General features: G+C 38.3%; 17 protein-coding genes. 14 read left to right on the forward strand and 3 right to left on the reverse strand.

All coding sequences use genetic code 11. The annotated features are described in order from the left end of the window. Window positions 1–28: 28 nt before the first annotated feature. The 12 genes from BM179_RS00745 (at window position 29) to BM179_RS00800 (ending at window position 15,218) form a co-directional block, all read left to right on the forward strand. Window positions 29–1,249, forward strand: a complete 1,221-nt coding sequence (locus tag BM179_RS00745) for a hypothetical protein (protein WP_143095109.1) — start codon at window positions 29–31, stop codon at window positions 1,247–1,249. Continuing rightward, window positions 1,246–1,980, forward strand: a complete 735-nt coding sequence (locus tag BM179_RS00750) for a hypothetical protein (protein WP_092010644.1) — start codon at window positions 1,246–1,248, stop codon at window positions 1,978–1,980. The genes BM179_RS00745 and BM179_RS00750 overlap by 4 nt, the downstream gene beginning before the upstream one ends. Continuing rightward, window positions 1,937–3,649 (forward strand): hypothetical protein, encoded by a 1,713-nt coding sequence (locus BM179_RS00755; RefSeq protein ID WP_092010647.1) that lies wholly within the window; start codon window positions 1,937–1,939, stop codon window positions 3,647–3,649. The genes BM179_RS00750 and BM179_RS00755 overlap by 44 nt, the downstream gene beginning before the upstream one ends. After that, the gene (locus BM179_RS00760) at window positions 3,646–4,602 is read left to right on the forward strand and encodes a matrixin family metalloprotease (protein ID WP_092010649.1); all 957 of its coding nucleotides are present in this window, start codon (window positions 3,646–3,648) and stop codon (window positions 4,600–4,602) included. Before BM179_RS00755 ends, BM179_RS00760 begins: the two co-directional genes overlap by 4 nt. Before the next feature lie 79 nt (window positions 4,603–4,681). Further along, complete coding sequence (locus BM179_RS00765) at window positions 4,682–5,689, forward strand: vWA domain-containing protein (protein ID WP_092010652.1); 1,008 nt, start codon at window positions 4,682–4,684, stop codon at window positions 5,687–5,689. A gap of 179 nt (window positions 5,690–5,868) precedes the next feature. Next, window positions 5,869–6,969 (forward strand): hypothetical protein, encoded by a 1,101-nt coding sequence (locus BM179_RS00770; RefSeq protein WP_143095110.1) that lies wholly within the window; start codon window positions 5,869–5,871, stop codon window positions 6,967–6,969. A gap of 25 nt (window positions 6,970–6,994) precedes the next feature. Continuing rightward, the gene (locus tag BM179_RS00775) at window positions 6,995–7,888 is read left to right on the forward strand and encodes a hypothetical protein (protein WP_092010657.1); all 894 of its coding nucleotides are present in this window, start codon (window positions 6,995–6,997) and stop codon (window positions 7,886–7,888) included. Between the two features lie 4 nt (window positions 7,889–7,892). After that, window positions 7,893–9,017 carry a hypothetical protein gene (locus tag BM179_RS00780; RefSeq protein ID WP_143095111.1) on the forward strand — a complete coding sequence of 375 codons (1,125 nt, stop codon included), beginning with the start codon at window positions 7,893–7,895 and terminating at the stop codon, window positions 9,015–9,017. Between the two features lie 12 nt (window positions 9,018–9,029). After that, on the forward strand, window positions 9,030–9,908 hold the full coding sequence (locus tag BM179_RS00785) for a hypothetical protein (RefSeq protein WP_092010663.1): 879 nt from the start codon (window positions 9,030–9,032) through the stop codon (window positions 9,906–9,908). After that, window positions 9,905–12,802, forward strand: coding sequence for a tetratricopeptide repeat protein (locus tag BM179_RS00790; protein WP_092010666.1), 2,898 nt, complete (start codon window positions 9,905–9,907; stop codon window positions 12,800–12,802). The genes BM179_RS00785 and BM179_RS00790 overlap by 4 nt, the downstream gene beginning before the upstream one ends. Window positions 12,803–12,810: 8 nt before the next feature. Further along, window positions 12,811–14,133 carry a hypothetical protein gene (locus BM179_RS00795; RefSeq protein WP_092010669.1) on the forward strand — a complete coding sequence of 441 codons (1,323 nt, stop codon included), beginning with the start codon at window positions 12,811–12,813 and terminating at the stop codon, window positions 14,131–14,133. A 140-nt stretch (window positions 14,134–14,273) separates the two neighbouring features. After that, window positions 14,274–15,218, forward strand: a complete 945-nt coding sequence (locus tag BM179_RS00800; protein ID WP_092011954.1) for a TolB family protein — start codon at window positions 14,274–14,276, stop codon at window positions 15,216–15,218. Window positions 15,219–15,336: 118 nt separating this feature from the next. Here BM179_RS00800 and BM179_RS00805 read toward each other — a convergent pair whose 3' ends face one another. Continuing rightward, the gene (locus tag BM179_RS00805; protein ID WP_092010672.1) at window positions 15,337–15,534 is read right to left on the reverse strand and encodes a hypothetical protein; all 198 of its coding nucleotides are present in this window, start codon (window positions 15,532–15,534) and stop codon (window positions 15,337–15,339) included. A gap of 257 nt (window positions 15,535–15,791) precedes the next feature. On the opposite strand from BM179_RS00805, the gene BM179_RS00810 reads away from it, so the two are divergent. Continuing rightward, window positions 15,792–16,364, forward strand: coding sequence for an RNA polymerase sigma factor (locus BM179_RS00810; protein WP_092010675.1), 573 nt, complete (start codon window positions 15,792–15,794; stop codon window positions 16,362–16,364). Then, window positions 16,361–17,053 carry a hypothetical protein gene (locus BM179_RS00815; RefSeq protein WP_092010678.1) on the forward strand — a complete coding sequence of 231 codons (693 nt, stop codon included), beginning with the start codon at window positions 16,361–16,363 and terminating at the stop codon, window positions 17,051–17,053. Before BM179_RS00810 ends, BM179_RS00815 begins: the two co-directional genes overlap by 4 nt. Before the next feature lie 261 nt (window positions 17,054–17,314). On the opposite strand, the gene BM179_RS00820 is transcribed toward BM179_RS00815, so the two are convergent. Together BM179_RS00820 and BM179_RS00825 are read right to left on the reverse strand one after the other, a co-directional pair. Beyond that, window positions 17,315–17,992 (reverse strand): hypothetical protein, encoded by a 678-nt coding sequence (locus BM179_RS00820; RefSeq protein ID WP_092011957.1) that lies wholly within the window; start codon window positions 17,990–17,992, stop codon window positions 17,315–17,317. Window positions 17,993–18,109: 117 nt separating this feature from the next. After that, window positions 18,110–18,766: an NADPH-dependent F420 reductase gene (locus BM179_RS00825; RefSeq protein ID WP_092010681.1), complete on the reverse strand. Its 657-nt coding sequence runs from the start codon at window positions 18,764–18,766 to the stop codon at window positions 18,110–18,112. Between the last annotated feature and the right edge of the window lie 19 nt (window positions 18,767–18,785).

An 18,785-nucleotide genomic window follows, 5' to 3' on the forward strand; every position in this document is an offset into this window, starting at 1 on the left:
GCCGGGAATATTTAATAAAAAGGAAAATATGAAGGAAAATTTACTCTTACAGCAGGTAATACAGGCATACCAGGGGACAGACTCAGTAGTCAGGAGAAAAGCTATTGATAAATTTAAGGCAGAATTTACGCATAAATTGACGAAATATGCAAAAGATCAATTCGGGAATGATGAAGTAAGTAGTGCAGTGAACAAAAGTTTTGAGGATTTTTTGCTCACCGTAATTGGGTGCAATTATATTCCAGATGAAGTGTTCAAATCATTGAAAGACTTTTTACTTATTGATTATTACGAAGAAAAACTGTACAACGATTTTAAGGTTTTTCTTTCGCATAAAGACAGAACTCTGTTGAGTACGGAAAGAAAACTCAGAAAGGTTAATCAGGCTTTGCTGAATTTTTTATCTGAAAAACATTTGCGAAATGAATTGTCAGAAACTCCTGAGGAAGAGCCTTTTGCATTAGCCAAACTCAGCCATGACTGGATTAATGAGTTTACTTTCAATATATACCTGTATAAAATTCTTTCGGGAGAAAGAAATCTTAAACATAACAGGACCCGGAAGCTAAAGAATATTGTGACGGATTCCTTCGCAGTTTTTATGCTTCGTTTTTCTCAGAATAAAAATTCGAGAACCAGAATTGAGGGAGAAATAGGGTTTAATGTTCGCCTCCAGCTTGGCAGATTTGAGAAGGAAATGAAGACGATTGATACATTTCCCGATATTTTTTCCAGATCGCTGGAAATCCTGCTCAATAAGTTAAAAGAAAGTGATACAGTTCTCAAAACAACAATAATTCAGTTCTGGCTGGGTATTTTAAGGAATCAGCTGAAAGAAGGCAAAAAAGAAATTAACCCGAATAAAAGTAAGGTAAATATTGATGATGAAATAGATTACTCCGGTCGTCAGAATCTGAGAGAAGAAATATTTGCATTTATTCAGGAAGGGCTGGAGGCTATAAAGGATGTTCATGGTGGAAAGGCCATGAAGTTACTTTTGACAGGAAGACCAGGCAGGTTTACCATAATTGTTATGGCTGCCACATTTGATAATATTCCGGATTGGCTAAAAAAAAGCCCCGACCCTGATTATGGAAATAAAGCTTCTGAAGCGCAGCAAAGGCAGGACTGTAAGAAAGCTCTGGTTCAATGGATGAATCTTCAGGTAGATGATCCTGAGAGCAACTGGTATGGGAACAGAGGACGGAATTTGATTGATTTCATTTGTAAAAAACCCGGAAAGAAATGAGTAAAACGAATAATGACGGAAATTTTGAGGAAATAGAAAAGTTTCTTCATGGACAACTTAGTCCTGAAGCAGAATTACTTTTTTATCAGAGACTTAAAACCGATGAAGCATTTTTAAGAGATTTTCAACTGTGGACCAATCTGGAAGACTGGCTGGAAGAGGTTACAGAAAATGAAATAAAAGCTGCTGTTAATATTCAGCCGATGGGGAGCGCCCGTCATGAAGGTGAAAATAAGGGAATTGTTTTGAAAATGCTGACGAATAAAAAACAACCGGTATTAGTTATGCTGGTATTGATGGTTTGTTTTGGAGGTTTAATGTATTGGTATGTAAGGTTTTATGAAAGTGGTTCTGAGCTGGTTACCGGACAAATGAGTTATATTGAAGGTAACACTAATACCGGGAAAGGAGCATTTGAGGGAGATGGATCCGTTGAGGCGAAAGTACCATTAAACTGGCGGGCTGAAAAGTATGAGGGAAAAGATATCATGTATCAGTTTTTTTACCCGGACTCTCTATCCAGTCCTACAGAAATCATTTTCAGAGTTCCTGACCTGACTAAAGATTTTGCGAAAGGAGCGATATTATTTTATAGCTGGTCACATAAAAAGTTTATCCTGAAAATGGATAACCAAGTCTTTTTTATCAATAAAACCCATGATTGGGAAAAGTTAGTCCCTCATAAAAATGAAGAAAATTTACGGCCTGATAGCAATAATTCTGATAACTAACTTTTCGGCATTTTGTCAGAACACAAAATGTGAATGTGAGGATGTACTGAATAACAGAAATCCGGATAAGAGCTTTTTTCCCCTGAAAGATGCTACGAAGGAAAAAATAGATAAATGGGTAAACAAGATATTTTTACCTATTTATAACGAAGCCCTCAGAGCCAGAGGGTTGCCTCAGTTTATCAGACTGGAAGTGAATGTTTTTAGCGTGAACTGTGTATCCGGCTATGGAGCTCTGGCAAAAAAATGCGAAAAGGAAAAGATTAACGGGAACCCTTTAATGATCCTTTATGATGAACAGTTTATCAATAAAATAGATCTGAAAAATGAGCTGAATACTTTGTTTGTATTGGCTCATGAATTAGGTCATATCGTTTCTGATCACTATCACAGCACGCTTCCCTATGATGAGTCTTACGATAATTATCTGAAAAAATTGAACAAAAGTTATTACAGAGAAGAGCAGGATAACCGTGACAAGAAAAAAATGACTATCAGTGAAAAACACCTTGAGGAACTGACAGCTGATGGTTTTGCTATTTGGTTTCTCCGGAAGTTTTACGAAAAAAATCAGAGTAATAAAGCCATTGCCAGACAATTTGATCCGAAGAATTTATTACAGATTTTCCCGTCCATTGAAGAGCTTGAACCTGCAAAGTGTAAGGAGTCAGATTCTCATCCGGGTTGTAAAAGAAGACAATATTTCATCAGTAAGTTAATGGCTTCCGGGAATTGGGAGCAGGTAATGAATTTTAAAAAGAACATAAGAAGTTTTGCTTCAGAGTATATCGATTCAACCTATACCATTTTGTCTAAAAAAGAGATTGAACAAATGGGGCAGATTGCTAAAAGAGCAAGAGAGAAAATTACCGGAGATTCTCTGAAGAGGATAGGAGAGCATTTTCTGAATAAGGAACAATACCTGAAAGCTGATTCATATTTTAAGCAATCAATTGCCATTTATTCTAATCTGGTTTATCCGGAAGACTCAGCAGATGTGGCACAAAAACTGGAAGAACTTAAGCAGATTTTATCAGTCAGATCCTTTTCAAGATTGTCATTGCTGGGAGGATTGGATTTTATTAAGCCTCATCTGGTTTCAGGAAATGAGTCAGTTAACGCCACAAATGCCGGAATCGGGTTTGCAGGGCTACGACTGGGGAGATATAGTTATACCCGAAAACTTGGTTATGAGATAGATTTTAAATATGCTCTTCAGACACTTCAGTTTGATACTTATAAAGATGAGGCATCTGCTATTGAACGGTTTAACAGTTCCTCAATCTATATTCAACCCAGAATTGCCTTTAAACTGATTTCTGACGTCAGAGATAATAATACCAGAGGTCTGATTCTTTCTGTAGGCCCCTCGCTGATGTATCCTTTAAATTTTAAATATCAGAATTTCTCCGTAGGAGGGGGGAATACACTTGGTGTTACGATGAAACCGTCGGCAGGAATTAATTTTGGCCTGGGTTATGAGTATTTGCACAGAAAACTGACAGGAAGTACCTGGAATCATTGGAGGGTATCTTTAAATGGAGGATACCAGCCACTTAAATTTGAAAGTGAGCAGCTTGTAAATCAAAATTACTCAGCGGGTTTCTGGTTGCTGGGGCTTGACTTTACACTTGGAATTTTACCTAAGTTTTTAATAAAAAAAGAATGAAGTATTTGATAGCCAGTATTGTTGCGATAATTTCTTTGTTTTTGGTATTCGCCTGCGTAGAAGAGTTAAAAACCGGAGATAGTTTCTCTTATTATAGTATTGTGAAAGATGAAGAAATTCAAAGTTCACTGAAATCCTGCTTTATTAAGTTCGGAATTACTAATTATTCCGGGAATTTTACCTTAAAAGAACAGGACGAAGCTATAGCAGAAGCCTTTGAAAGCTGGCAGCCTGAAATTACAAAGTTGTATTTTGCACAGGCCGGAATTAACGAAAAAAAAGATTTTGCCATTGAGTTTTCCGCTGAAAACCTGTTTTCCGGTAAACAGAAAAATGCCGGATTGTTAAAGTTTAAAACCGGAGATGTTTTAAGCATTATCCGTCTTTCAGACACCCAGCCTTTTGTGAAATTCGTACTTAATGAAAACTATCACTGGGACAAGGCTACCTTCAAGGGGGTTATCCTGTTTCTCACCGGAAAAGTCCTAGGCTTACAGGTATCTGAAGTTCCTGGGTCAATACTGAATGAGGACGTTTCAAAGTTAAATACTAAAAATGCTCCCGGTAGTGAAGACCTGGAAACTGTTAAGAATCTGCTTCAGAATAAATGTAAGGAGGAAATTTTCTTCAATATTGTTACTTCTGCCTCAGATTCCGGGATAGACCTGAATCATGTTCTTAGCATGCGAAATAACCCGGAAGGGCTTGTTTTTGAAAACGGATTTCTTCTTTCAACTGATTTTCAGTTTCCAACCCTTGATAAATATGCAAGAATTAAAGTATTAGACAGAAATGTGATAAAAACTAACCCTTATGGCTCTCCGATCGGTTTGAACAGACAATTCCCGCTAGACTCACTGAAATCCGGTACCAGCTATTATCTGAGAGGTTATTTTAAGGATAACACCGGGCGAGTTGTGTACAGCAAACAACTGAAGTTTAAAACAAACTAAAAAAATATTAATCTTTATGTAACCAATAAAATTGTAGTGGTACTATCAGGGTGTTTTAATTCTATTTTTAACAACTGATATGATGAGACAATTAATTTACCGGTCTGCCTTTATCATCACAATATTGGCTATACTGCAAAGTTGTGAGCGTATTATTGAAGTACCGATCGCAGGAGAAGCTTCCGGGGCTATTATCAGAGTTGGCACTCCTTCCAGATCCGGACAAACAGCTACTTTCACGATAGATGTGCATGTAGTAGATGGCGCCGGAAATTATGCGAGTGGATTAGGAGCGCAAAATTTCACGATGATGGAAGATACAACCGGAAGAAAATATTCGCTTTCTTTTAGGTTACTTGATATCAAAGGGGGCAACAGAACTCCCGTAAAAGGTGATTACAATGCATTCCTCTTACTGGATCAAAGCGGAAGTACGGATGATACAGATCCGGACAATCTGAGAATCAGGTCAAGCCAGATTTTTCTTGAATCTATGGGAAATAATGATAAAGTAGCATTAGGAAGTTTTACTACAGGTCAGCTTTATCCTTCATTGAGTGGAAATGTGCATTTACACGGAGGGTTTAATGCTAAAGGAACAACTTTTTATCCGGCATTAGATTCACTTAAGAATACAATTCTTAAAGGAAATACGCCTTTATTTACATCAACAGCCTGGGCAATTAATTACACTGCTGCAAATGCTAAAGCCCAAAATAAAGTTGTTATTTTGTTTACAGACGGACAGAATAACGGAGGCTCCAGTCAGTCTGCCGTAGAATCATTATCTCTTCAAAAAAAAGTGCCGGTCTATACGGTAGGTCTGAGCACAGATGTTGGCTTTGATGTACTTAATAACATGGCTCTCAATACCGGAGGTAGTTTCATGTGGGCGAAAGATGCTAAACAGCTTATCAGTTATTTCGGAACACTGGGAAATTTATTAAGAGGGAATGCAGAATACTATACCCTGACGTTCGAAGCAAGTGCCGGCAGTTTACCGACTTTCAGTAAATTATTGTACTTACAGGTAAGCCTTCCGAATGGTAAGAAATTCTGGATGCCATATGTCATCAAACTGGCATAATCTTCCGGTAAATAGTGAAACAGTCAGAACATAATTTCCTGTCCGGAGCATTTCCGGATAAAGAGGACACCTTTGCCCTTACCAGGATAAATACTTTGAAAAAGCCATAAATCTTAAATCAATTGATCTGAAATCCGATGAAAAAAATAACAAAACAGAACTTATTGAAATTTATATTGATGAACCTATATATAGTTCCGTCAGTTTGGGGGCAGGACGTTATTTACCTGAAAGATCATACCAGTCTGGCATGTAAAATTCAGGAAGTTAGTCCCGAGAAAATCAAATATAAAAGGCCGGATAATCCGGAAGGACCGAATTATTCGGTAAAAACGGAGACAACATTGCTGATTATTTCTGAAAAAGGCTCTTATCTGACGAGTGCTGAATTGACTGACGGTGCCGTTGATCCGACAAGTATTACTGAACATTTTAATATAACACTAAATGCTCCTTCACCTCAGTATGATCAGATTATTACTAATTCTGACATGCTGAAAGTTACAATAGATCAGGATATTGATCCGTTAATCTATATTTCACAATCCGGAGAAAGTAAGAGTATTGTTTTGTCGGAAGTGCTGGCTGTTTTATACAAAGATGGTCATCATAAACTCATCGCTGATCCCGAGAAAGTGGCAGAAATTCTGACGAAGCTGAAAAGCCATGAAACAGGTATGAAAAACCCTGCAATCAGCCAGGCTGATAAAGAAAACAGCGAAAAAACGGTGTTGGCTCCGATACAGAATAACATGTCTGATATTGACATGGGGGAACTGGGGATGGTTAAATTCGAAGATTACAGTGAGAAAGCAATGGCAAAGGTCAGGGAATTTACCAACGTAATTACCATACTGGCCAACAAGGAAACAGATTTTAATGAATCTAATAAAATCATTGAGAAGACCATAGAGCTTTTCCTCGACGATAAAGCCAGGGTTGAAGTAAGTAGTATCAGTCGTCCTGAAAAAAAGAAATACCTGATCCGTGAATACCTCAAACGAATCAAGCTTTTAAAGTATGATAATGTTGAGGTGTCATATTCTAATATTCAATATGTAGGCAAGCTCAGAAAAGCAGCCAATGGCTTGTATTACGGCATTGTTTCTTTTGAACAGGCCTTTACAGGTTATCGTGACGGAAGGATAGTTTATCAGGACAAAACTGTTAAAAATCATACCGTTGTGGTTAAAGTTTCTGAAGAGATGATTAGTGGTACCACGAGTTTATGGTGGGACGTCTTCCTATACGATGTTGGGGTAGTGGAAACAAAAGGATAATATTCACGCAAAACGACCTGAGATTATGTTTATATTCTTCAAAGAATTCAAAAGAGAATACCCGGAATTTATGCCGGGGCCGTCAGTGAAAAACTTTTGGTTATTCACACTGAAAAAAGAAGCCAATATTCAGAGTGCAACAATGCCTGGATTATTTCAGTCAGTGAATTATTCACTGCTGCTTGCCGGATTTGCCTTAATCATTATTTTGGAAGGAGCAGCTACTAAAATCGCTTCGGTGTATGGCGTAAGTCTGATGGCGATTCTGGCAGCAATAGTTGTTGATATTATTCTGGCGGTCATTTCTCATATTTATCATGGCAAAATCTGCCTTCTGAAAAACAAACTGTTTATAGAGGAAACGAAGCAGAAAAGAGATCAGATTAACAGGAGTATCAGCAACCTGAAATGGTGGTCATGGTTCTGGTATACAATCATACTTTTTTCAGGGTTATTTAAATTCTACTGGTTTTATATTGTTTATAAAATCTATCTTATTCCCTTTGGTTTAAATTATGATGCCTATTCGATATTGGTCTTCTTCTGTTATTTTGTAGCTTCCTGGTTGCATATATTTTGTACTGGTTATGTGTTCTACACCTCTTATTTTCATTACAGAATTCATAAAGAAGAACGAAAGTATATTTATTTGCCGGAAGACAAACTGTTGGATGATAATTCTTTAAGGGATAAGAAAAATCCAAGACCGATTACTGCCAATGTTGAGCTGATTCCTGTTAAAGAAGGTTCACATTCCTTGTATAAAGATGAAAAAGACGGTAAATATTACCTTGAAACGCTTGGGATTTTCCTTGATGAGGAATTGAGAAGAATGATCGATCGTCAGCACAACGCCGACCAAAGACGGACATTGGCTCAGGAAGGTGTAAGGATTCAGCTGGATATTCTCAACAAATAGATCTATGAAAATACAATGTGCTCTCATCTTATTGATTTCTTTGTTCATGGAGAATTGTATCGGAAATTCTTCCGGAGAAGGAAATGCCGCTTCCCTGAAAATAGTTCCCTTTACTCCGGAACTCAGAACGCAACAGGAACAGATGTTAAATGCTTTTGATAAGAAGATGCTGAATACTTATCCGGTTACAATTTTAGTAAATGCACCATTATCAAAAGACTCGACCGCACATCTGCCGGATGTGTTTAAAGTATTATTAGAATATAAGGGAAATGGAGGCTGTATGGATACTGAAATTTTACCGGTAGGGACCTTGCGTAAAATCGGGAATAATCAGGAATATAATCTTTTTCCTGCATTGATAATACCGCCATCGTTTGACAAAAGTAAGATTACGTTACTGCTCAAACCTCAGATTGACGGATTTTGGAGGAGTGCTGTGCTTAGGAAACTCTTTGTACAGCCTCCCGTTAATCCGGATAACTATCTCAAAGAATTGCCTGAAAGTTCTGCTGAAATTTTTGTGCTGGAAAGCAAGACTGATGCCCGCATTTCAATAGAGTTGCCCGGACAGAAAAAGTACCAGGTTTTTAAGGATCCGGAAGAATTGAGAAAAAAAATGGATGAACTGGCATGTGCTTCTTCCGGGAAATTTAAGGCCCTTGTGCTTTTTGGCCTGAATCCCGAGAAAACTCAAAAAACAACAGCTACAGCCATACCAGGAAATTCTCAGAAAAAAGTACCCGATCCGGTTAGGCAGCCCATAGAACTCAAAGGAAAGAAAAAGCCGGAGAATCAGGCAGAGGTAATTAATACCACTATTATAGGCGGAGAGGGTAATCCTGAAGTGAAAGAAAGACTTCGCCTGTTAAAAAATAACCTGAAAATAATGGTTTCCGGGGGGGACATTCTCATAACAAACCGTGCTTATGAAGCGGCTTTAGCCATGTTTGAAAGTGAAACGTTTGTAGATGTTTTCAGCCTCGATAAAAGCGGAAGCAAGCGATTCAGGATCAAAAATTTCCTGATCCGGAATAAACTGATGCGACAACCCATTGCCATTGAGCAAATCAGGGTTTCAGGAAAAACTTCCGGACAGACTTTTGACCAGATGAGGGTGATTGAATAAATCCTGATGAGAATGAAAATCTTTATTTTGATATTTTGGGCGTTTACAGTCAGTTACGGTCATGCACAAGCCCGGATAGAGCGTCAAAGGATTGAAGATAAGTCTGTTATTTACGATCGGCAGGCAGAAGAAAGGTTTGCTTTCCAGGTGAAAACCATTGATGAATTTATGGAAAGATTTAATGATTCTGAGTCCACGCTTCTTCGGAAATACCTGGATGTAAGCAGACCAGGCGTTATTAAATCTGACCGGATCAGAATGCTGAAGGCTTTGTTTGAAAAGAAAAGTTTTGTCAAAGATTCTTTAAAAACGGCTTTTGCAGCATCTGTTTGTGATAGTTTAAATCCTCAGTTTCTTAACTTTTTTCAGAAAAACTGGTATGCTCAGGCGCAATGTTTATTTCAGGATGGGGCTCGTAATAAGTACATTACCTTAGTTCTGAAGGTTTTGAGAACTGCAAACGGTGGAAGCAAATGGGTCATAGCCGGTGCAAGTGAATACGGTATAGCAAAACAAAATAAAAGTACTGTCCGAATGACAGGAGGAGATACCCGGAAGGGACTTAATCCTTATAGCCATGTGATGGATTTTACAGAACTGGAAGATGCACTTGAGGATAAAATAAATATCGAAAGTTACCTGGATGAAGGCTTTCTGACACTTAAAAATCAACCGATTATCGAAGCGATCCTTTCCGGGAAAATAAGATTTAATTATGTGCAGGAAATTACCTACCATTTTCTCCAGATTGAGGGCTGGATCTTTTCCGTTCAGAATTTTAAAAGAATGACAAGGCAATCGGGCTGGCTGATCACTCAGCTGCAGCCTGCCGATAAAGAGGAGAAGGATTTTTATAAACAGGCCGTATTAGCGCTGAAAGTAACACAATGAAAGTATCTGTAATAATTGGAAGCCTTATTTTAATTTCTTCCTTATCCCTGAAAGCGCAGCAGGATAAGGAGAATATACCTGTATATGTAAAAGACGGCTCTCAGATTATTTTTCAGGCAAATCAACTTTTAGAAGAATACAGAGACCTTCTGAATGTCTTGTCTTACAAAGAAATTGATGGAAAATCTACAGAAGACCTGATAACCCACAGCTATAACGGACCCATTAATAAGCTTTTTTATAATAAGAACATAACCGTTGAAGATGATCTGGAAGCAACTCTTCTAAACGGTCGGGCCGTTAAGAAATCAATCGATAGATACCTTCGGGATTTTGATTTGTTTTATGAGAAAACAGAAGAAAGCTCTGTCGTTTTCAGGAACCTCAGAATGTCGAATGTTAAAAGAACGGCTGAATACATTTATGTTAAAATTGATTTTGATTGTGAATTTGGAAGCAGGCACCGTCAGACTAAATCCGGTTATACCTCTCATCAGAGAACTATGGAGTTTCGGGCTGATAAAGCAGGTAAGAAGTGGCTGGTTTATATAGTTCGTATAGGTAACTACGTTTTGCCGCAAAATGAACAGGAAGAACGGCTGAATGATGTAAAGTTATGGCCCGATATTCAAACGAAAACAACCGGAGAATCTGTCGGAGCGGAATTGTCTCAGCCGGAAATACAGGAACTTCTCGATAAGGAAATAAAAAGGCTGACGGATGAATTTAAAATAGATCAGGAAGCCAAAGAAAAGATTGTCAAAGAAATTTTGAATAAGGCCGATATTGCGTTTGGACAGGAAGATCTTGAAGAAGCCCGCAAATTATATGAACAGGTAAAAACTTTTTGGCCCAATATTGAATCAAGACATATTGCAAGACAACTGAGAAGAATTGCTCAATTGGAGGAAGAATTAAGGACAAAACCCGAAAGGATGAGCCTTGAATTTGCCCTGAAGGGTAGAAATGCCGAAAGACTTCACCGGTACGCGGAGGCTAAGAACTGGTATGCAAAGGCTTATGAACAAAAACCGGATCAGGATTCTTTACTTAGAAAAATAGAAAATTTAAATCTCAGAATCAGGGTTTTATCATTCATTGAAGCAAAAATTATTGAGGGAAATGCTGATAAAGCGGTGGAGGAATGCGAAAGAGAAATTGATAAATTAAGAAATGGGAAAAAGAAAATTGACGATTCAAAATTGCCGCTTTTCTCTGACTTTCTGACCTGGAAAGCAAGAGCACTTGCCAAACAAAATAAGTCTGGACAGGCGGAAAAAAACTTTAAGGAAGCTGTTGCTACCGATCCGAATAATGCGGAGGCTTTTCGCTATCGGGCATTGCTGAATTACCAGCGGAAACTTTATACGGAATCAATTGCAGACCTGAAGGTTTATCTGACATTTGATGAGAATAATACCATTGCATTAATTGATCTGGCCAGATCATATTTTGGCATCAGAGACAGTACAAAAGGAGTTGAATTCCTGAATAAAGTATTAACGATTGAGCCTCAAAATGCTGTAATAGCTTATGAAAAAGCCCTCATGCTTCATTATTGGGGGAAAGCTAAAGAGGCGGCAGAAGCATTCACCAGGGTATTAAATCTGAATTATAACATGGCAAATGTGCTTTTTTACCGGGGACTTAACTATGAAAAGCTGAAATTATATAACTATGCCATAAATGACTTTCAGCAGTTACAGCGAGTCGGGGCCAGTGCCGACCAGAATACTGCCATTTTAAGCCTTGCTAACAATTATTTCAAAGAGGGGAAAAGTTATTATGATTTGAAGCAATATGAAATAGCGATCAACCAATTCAGGATAGCTACCATGTTTTGGGTAAATCATTATGAAGCATGGTTTTGGCAAGGGCTTGCTTTTAAAGAGTCAGATCGGTTTTCAGAAGCCCGTAAAGCGCTTTCCAAAGCTATTGAAGCAGATCCTTCACAGGCCTGGGCTTACTATTATCGTGGCTTGTCAGCTTTTTCAGATGATGAGCAGGAGGAAAGCATTTCTGATTTTGAAAAAGCTTTTGAATTATCTTCATCCATTTATCAGGCTCCTGTTAATCAGGGAGATGCACATACTGAACTGATGCAGTATTCACTTGCAATTGAAGCATATTCAAAGGCTCTGGCAGGAGAGTGGATAAGAAAATCCGAGAATTATAACGGATTATCACTGGTTTACGGGAAGAGGGCAAATGCCTATTTTAAGCAAAAAAATTACCTGAAAGCTCTTGCTGATTTTGAAGAATGCCTGCGATTCAACCGAAGGTACTCTGATGGATATTTCCTGAGAGGTCTGACCTATCTGGAAAAAGATGATTATTCAAAAGCCAATGATGATTTTAACAAGGCGATTGAACTGGGTTTTGATCCGGGACAAGGTCATTTTTACAACGGAGAGGCTTACAGAAAGAGGAAGAAATTTGAAATAGCGGTAAATGAATATTCCGCAGCCCTTAAAAGAGAAGAATGGATTCAGAAACGGGCTGAAGCTTTTCACCAAAGAGCTTTTTGCTACAGTAAGGTTAATCAATATTCATTGGCATTAGCGGATTTCCAATCATATGAAAAGATCGTTTCAGGTAATCTCACCGATGCTTCGAAAAAAGAGTTTGGGTTTATTTATCTCCTCAACGGTAAAACTGCTGAGGCTAAACAGGAATTTGAAGCAGTACTTAAACTACAGTCTGCCGATCCGGAGGCTTTATTCGGACTAGGCGTTTATCACTTTTTTGAAGGAAATATGCCCGAATCAGACAAATATTTTGAAAGAGCTGCAAATATGAATAAGCTGACTATCAGGGAAATGCGTCTGGGCATCTCAGGACAATTATTTGAAAACAGTAAACTGAAGAAAAGAGTAGAGAAAATAATTAAATAACTAAAAATATGAAGAAAACCTTACTGATTATCCTGATAACATTTTGGTTGTCAGATCGTACTGCTTTTGCTCAGGTGAAAACCGATAGGATCTACCGGACCGATAAGACAATTATTGAAGGAAAGATTGAGGAAATTTCCGAGACTGAAATCCTGTATAAAATATCCGGAAATGCAAAAGCTCCGGTGAAGCATATTGCCAGGAAAGATGTCCGGCGAATAGTATATGCCAACGGAAAAGTAGAAGAACTGACTTTACCAGCGGCCTCAAAAGTGGCTTCAAATAAACAGAAACAAAAGGATGGAGTAAAAACAACCGAAACCTCCAAGTCTGCTGCGTCCAAAGAAATACCGGTGGTGGAAGTAAAAAAAGAAGAAGAAAAGGTGGCTGAAATAACGAAGCCTGCCGCTCCAAAAGTAATGTCTGACAGAATAATCAGAAAGGATGGCGGTATAGTGGAAGGTAAAATTGTAAATGCCAGTCCGGGTAAAATAGAATATAAAAACCCTGATGATAAAGAAGAAACGATCTACTTTATTTCCGGGGCGGATGTGGCAAAAATAGAATATGCTGATGGAAGAATAGTGGATATGACAGCTTCGGTTAAACCTCCTTCGGCTAAAAAAGAAAAGAATAAGGATAAACCCAAATCTGATCCGGTGGTAAAGAAACAGAACAGAAAAAAGATCACGTTCGACCAGGAAATTGCAGGACAAAGCGGGAAAGGAAAACCCAGGCAGTTACTGGATATTCCGCGGTTTGTTATTGGTGTAGGTGCCGAAGCCAGCTATGTGTTGGAGCCTCTCAGTAAAAAATGGGTTTCTACCTCCGACAGTATTGGCTTACAGCAAGGTTTTGGCGGAAGCCTCAGAGCCGATCTTCATGTTACGAAAGGCATTGCGCTGAGTTTGGGAGCGGGGTATAATGTCTGGCAGGTAAAACGTAATTATGTTACGACTGACATTACTACCAATACTAAAGTGGTTCAATATGCTACGCAGGATAAATTTCAGGTAATTCCGATTCAGGCTGGTATCAAATTGTACCTGATGAAAGGCTTTTACCTCATGCCTGAGGCTTCTTTTAATATCATTACGGCCTCGTCATCCTATAAAGATGGTATTGTGGTCAATCCAAACGGAAATAAGACAAGCTCGACCTCGGTCAGTAAAATCGGATATGGCGGAAGTATAGGGTGTGAAATTTATAAGCTACCAACCGTAATTGACATTTCTGCCCGTTTTCAGGTAATTAATGCCGAGCAATTCAGAAGCCTTAATGAACCACTTTATTATGCAGGTTTAAGATTAGGTATCGGAATCGGCAAATAAAACTACACTTGAAATGAGGCTGTATTCGTGTGCTGGTTCTACCCTATTATTTTAAATCAAATAGCCTGTAAAAGGCGCAGCAATTTTTACCTGAAAATTAACAGTTGTTTTAATTTATGTCTGATTATCAAATTTATACCATGAAAAAACTTTGCTTTATTCTCCTTTTTAAAGGGGTAATGCTGGCCTGTCTCTCGGTGTCAGCTCAGATTCCTTCGGTGCCTGGAACTACCGGCAATGCTGAAAACCTCACCCGGGAAACCAGTGACCCCACTCAGGAATTATTTCCGAGGATTAGCCCGGATGGTAAATTTTTACTATACAATGCGCTGGAAATATCATATTCTCTCAATATTACCAACGGCAAGCTTGAGCAAAAGACTAATAAAAAGATGAGAATTGTTAAAAAAGAAATAGGAAAGCCTATCACCAATCCTTTGGTAAATAATGCGGCTTATCCTACCTGGATGCCTGATAATTCCGGCATTATTTTTAGTTATATTAAACCGGAAAAACCTGTAATTGTGAGATCGGATATTAATGGAAATGGCTTATTTTACATATCAGCAGGTGCCATGGGTGAAGATGACGCTGAGCCAGTGGTTACCAAAGACGGAAGTAAAATCCTTTTTACCACACTTATGAGCGGAAGCAGGATGATCTGTTCCATGGATATGAAAGGAGGAAATTATTCGGTTCTAGGAGAAGGAAGCCATTTAAGTTTAAATCCGGCGGATAATAACAAAATCATTTATAATATGAAGGTTGGCAAACTGATACAGGTATTTACGATGAATCTGAGAACGGGAGAAAAAACCCAGCTGACGACCGGAGATTATAACAACAGAGACGGAGCTTTTTCAAAGGATGGCCGATATATCGCTTTTGCCAGTAACAGAGAAAATCCCAAGAAGGAAAATAAGCATATTTATGTCATGAAAGCAGATGGAACAGATCTTATTCAGATTACCCAGGGAGAAACAGATGAGGGTGATCCGTGTTGGGGCAATGATAATACACTGTTTTTTAGTTCTAATGCGGAAAAAAATTACAATATTTGGAAAGCAAGGATAAAAGTTAAATGAGTTTTTCATCCCATGCTTTCATGTCAGATATTTCAAGCCTTCAGGCTTAAAAATAAAAGCTACCTCAGGCTTGAGGGATGAGGTAGCTTTTTACACTCAATTTAGACCTTACGGGAGCCTATTTGGGAGGCCCGCCGGTAGAAGGTAGAATCGGAGGGTCCTGAGGAACGTCTTCCATTACCTTCAATTTTAACGAATCCCCTTTTACAGAGGATTTGGTTTCATTTGCGGGACGGGGAGCAACCGTTTCTGCATTTTGGCAGGCAGCAGCACCAATCACTGCCAGCAGTAGTAGAATTAATGAATGTCTTTTCATTTTAATTCTGGTTATGGGTGTCGTGGTACGGACGAAATGTCCGGACACTTTTTTATGGTGCTGAAATAACCCACCCCTGTTTTTTTTAAGATGTAACCTAAGCTGAGGTGATGGGAATATTAAGTAGTGATTTGATGAATCGTCGAATGAAGATTTTCGGTTTATCTCCGGTCAGGTGTTTTACAGCTAGTTTAATATGTTGATTTAAGGTGGTTCAAAAGATAAATTATGTTTCCCTGAAATATTTATAAAGCATTATGAATCAGAAATTTAGCCCTAATGAAGTTATTGAAATACTGAATGGCGGTACAGAATCTGAAGTAGATAAAGTGACTGCTTATCTCTATCGTACCTATAAACCTAAAGTAGCCTCGTATATCTTTTTACAGCATGGAACTTATGAAGAAGCCAAGGATATTTTTCAGGAAGTAATCATAACTTTTCTGCACCAGGTATGGGAAAAAAAGTTTAAAGCCATGTCTGAAAAAGAAATGGAGGGTTATTTCAAAGGAATTGCTCACCATAAATGGCTGAAAAAAAAGGAAGCTGACGGACGAAGAAGGCGGCGGGAAGATACCTTTCTGAATGAAGGTCATGAAGAAAGTAATGCTCCGCCTTTAGAAAGGTTGCTTCAGAAGGAAGATAAACAGATTGCCTGGCAGATTTTTCAGAAATTAGATGAAATTTGTCAGAAAATATTAATAGCTTTCTATGTGGATGGCTATTCTTTGGAAGAAATTGCTCTCCGTTACGAACTCGGTTCGGCCGAGGCTGTTAAGCTCCGCAAGTTTAGGTGTGTAAGAAAACTAAGAGAAATGTTGTTGCCATGAATTTTGATGATGAAAATTACAGATTAGACGCTATTGAAAGATTCTGCCGGGGAGAAATGAACACACCGGAGAAAGAAGAATTTGATAGACTCCTTACCAATGATCCACTTTTAGCCAAAGAAGTAGATGATTATAAAAGACTGCTTACAATTATGAAGGCCGCAACGATAGAAAGCCGTGTCCGGGCCACTTTAGCTGAACTTGAAATAACCGAACCAATCGGACTTACGCCGGTAGTACCACGCTGGAAAAAGCCGGTTTTCTTATATCTGGGTTCTTTGGCTGCTGCTTGTGTGCTATTCATACTTTATGCTTCAATATCTTCTGTTCAGTTACCGGGTTCTGAGAATGACCTTACCATTGTCAGAGATGTTGATCCTGCCGTTTTGTCTTCGTCACAGAAAAGTGCTTTTGACCATTTTTACGCAGGTCAGAGTCATATTGCAGAAGGTCAGTTTCAAACTGCGGTATTAGATTTTCAGGAGGTTTTAAAAACAGAGAATCTCCGTCCTTATTTTGAAGAAGCTACTAAATGGCACCTGGTACTTGCTTATCTTGGAAGCAATCAGCCTCAAAATGCCAGAAAAATATACAATGAGCTTGATAATTGTACAGCTTGTGTATATCCGGTCGGATTTATGAATAAGTCAAAATTATGGTGGAAGATATTCTGGGCGAACTTATTCTGATAAAAAGGGCTAATATCAGTTTTTCAATTATTATAATCAAAAGCGTTTCAGAAGATCCGGATTTTTGCCCGGATCTTTTTTGTTGAAAAATGCCTTTTTCCAAAGGTTTTGACTTATAATCGGTTATCACTTTACTTTTGAGCAGATTTTAAGAGTGTTCTGTGGGTCACAGAACACCGTGTTGGGAGACAGATAAGGATGAGAAGCCATGCGGAACACTAAGGATGGGAAGGGTTAATAATTCTTATAAATTTAAGATGATTATTGTTTTGTAACTTTCAAATCTGTGAAATATCCTTCTGTACCTATATCCACAAACAGGCCTAGTGCACCGGATACATTTTCACCATGTTTCAGGTCATTTACAATTAATGAAGGTTGCTTGTTTTCGTTCAGAAACAATTTGGCTTGCTTGCCTTTTACTACAATCCTGATTTTTATCCATTCGTTCAAACCCATATCCGCATAGGATTCGTATTCTCCTGCTGCCTCTTTTCTAAGTCTTTCGAATTTGTAATCCGGAAAGGAAAAATACTGGACAGAACGATTTCTTCTCAATTGATTTTCGACTCTGCCATTGGTGGGACGAATATAAATACTTTCAAATTTTGAATTATTTTCATGAATTCTGAAAGCAACACCGATAAACCCTCTTGCCAATTCCGGAGCATTTTTTACTAATCGGCTTAATACCTTCACTTCAATTGTTCCGTCCTTAAAATCTACGTTTCTGATTTTTGCAAATGTAGGCTCGTCAAAGGCTTTTATTGTGGAATCTTTAATGACCCTGACAACCTCATTCCCCTGAAACTTCTCTACTGACATATACACTTGATTGGCTTCAAGGTTGTTTACATCTAACTTGATTTGCTGAGCATATAAGCCTTTTGAAATAACCAGTAGATTTATGGTTATTATGGCAATTATGTTTTTTGTCATTTTCAGCACTTTAGAATTCTGATGATTGTCTTTTCGGTCTGCAATCCGCAGACCGGAAAAAGCATAATAATGATAATTTTTGACGGGACACATAAGTTACATTGTTTGCTTTAATTGTTACATTTTCTCTTTTGCTTCTGCCAAAGTAACTGTTTTGCCCAATGCCCCGAACTCATGTAAATCGCCAAATACTTCAATGCGGATAGAATGTTCTAACCCACCCACATATACAGGCTCAAAACCATTGTCCCGAATCAACTGTTCAATATTTTCATTGATATCTGTGTAATCCGTAGCATAAAACAAAACAGCAGCTTCAGGCTGTTGATTCGCTGCATTGGCCAGAGAAGCAGCTCCTAAAGTGCCCAATGCTTTGGCAAGTTTTGCTCCCTGAGGTAATAAAGAAGCATTAATCTGGCCTGCTGACTCATTTTCAGCAATGATTTTATCGAAGCCTCCTTTTTCATTTGGCGCAATCGGATTAGATGGATCAACAATAATTTTCCCTTGTAAAAGTACTTCATATTGGTGAAAAATCTCCTTAATAGCACCAAACCAAACCGCCATCACAATAATGTCGGCTTTAGTGATGGCCTCAGCAATAGACATTGGCTGAGCTGATTCTCCCAGTTGAATAGCAAGGGCATTTGCTTTTTCAACATTTCTATCCGCTACGATAACTGAGCGATTGTTATTTACCAGATTTCCTGCTACTACCTTACCGATATTTCCCAGTCCGATAACTGCAATATTAGATTTGATTGATTTTTCCATTGTTTTAACTTTAGTAAGT

This window comes from Pseudarcicella hirudinis (assembly GCF_900115665.1).
GTDB classification, from domain to species: domain Bacteria; phylum Bacteroidota; class Bacteroidia; order Cytophagales; family Spirosomataceae; genus Pseudarcicella; species Pseudarcicella hirudinis.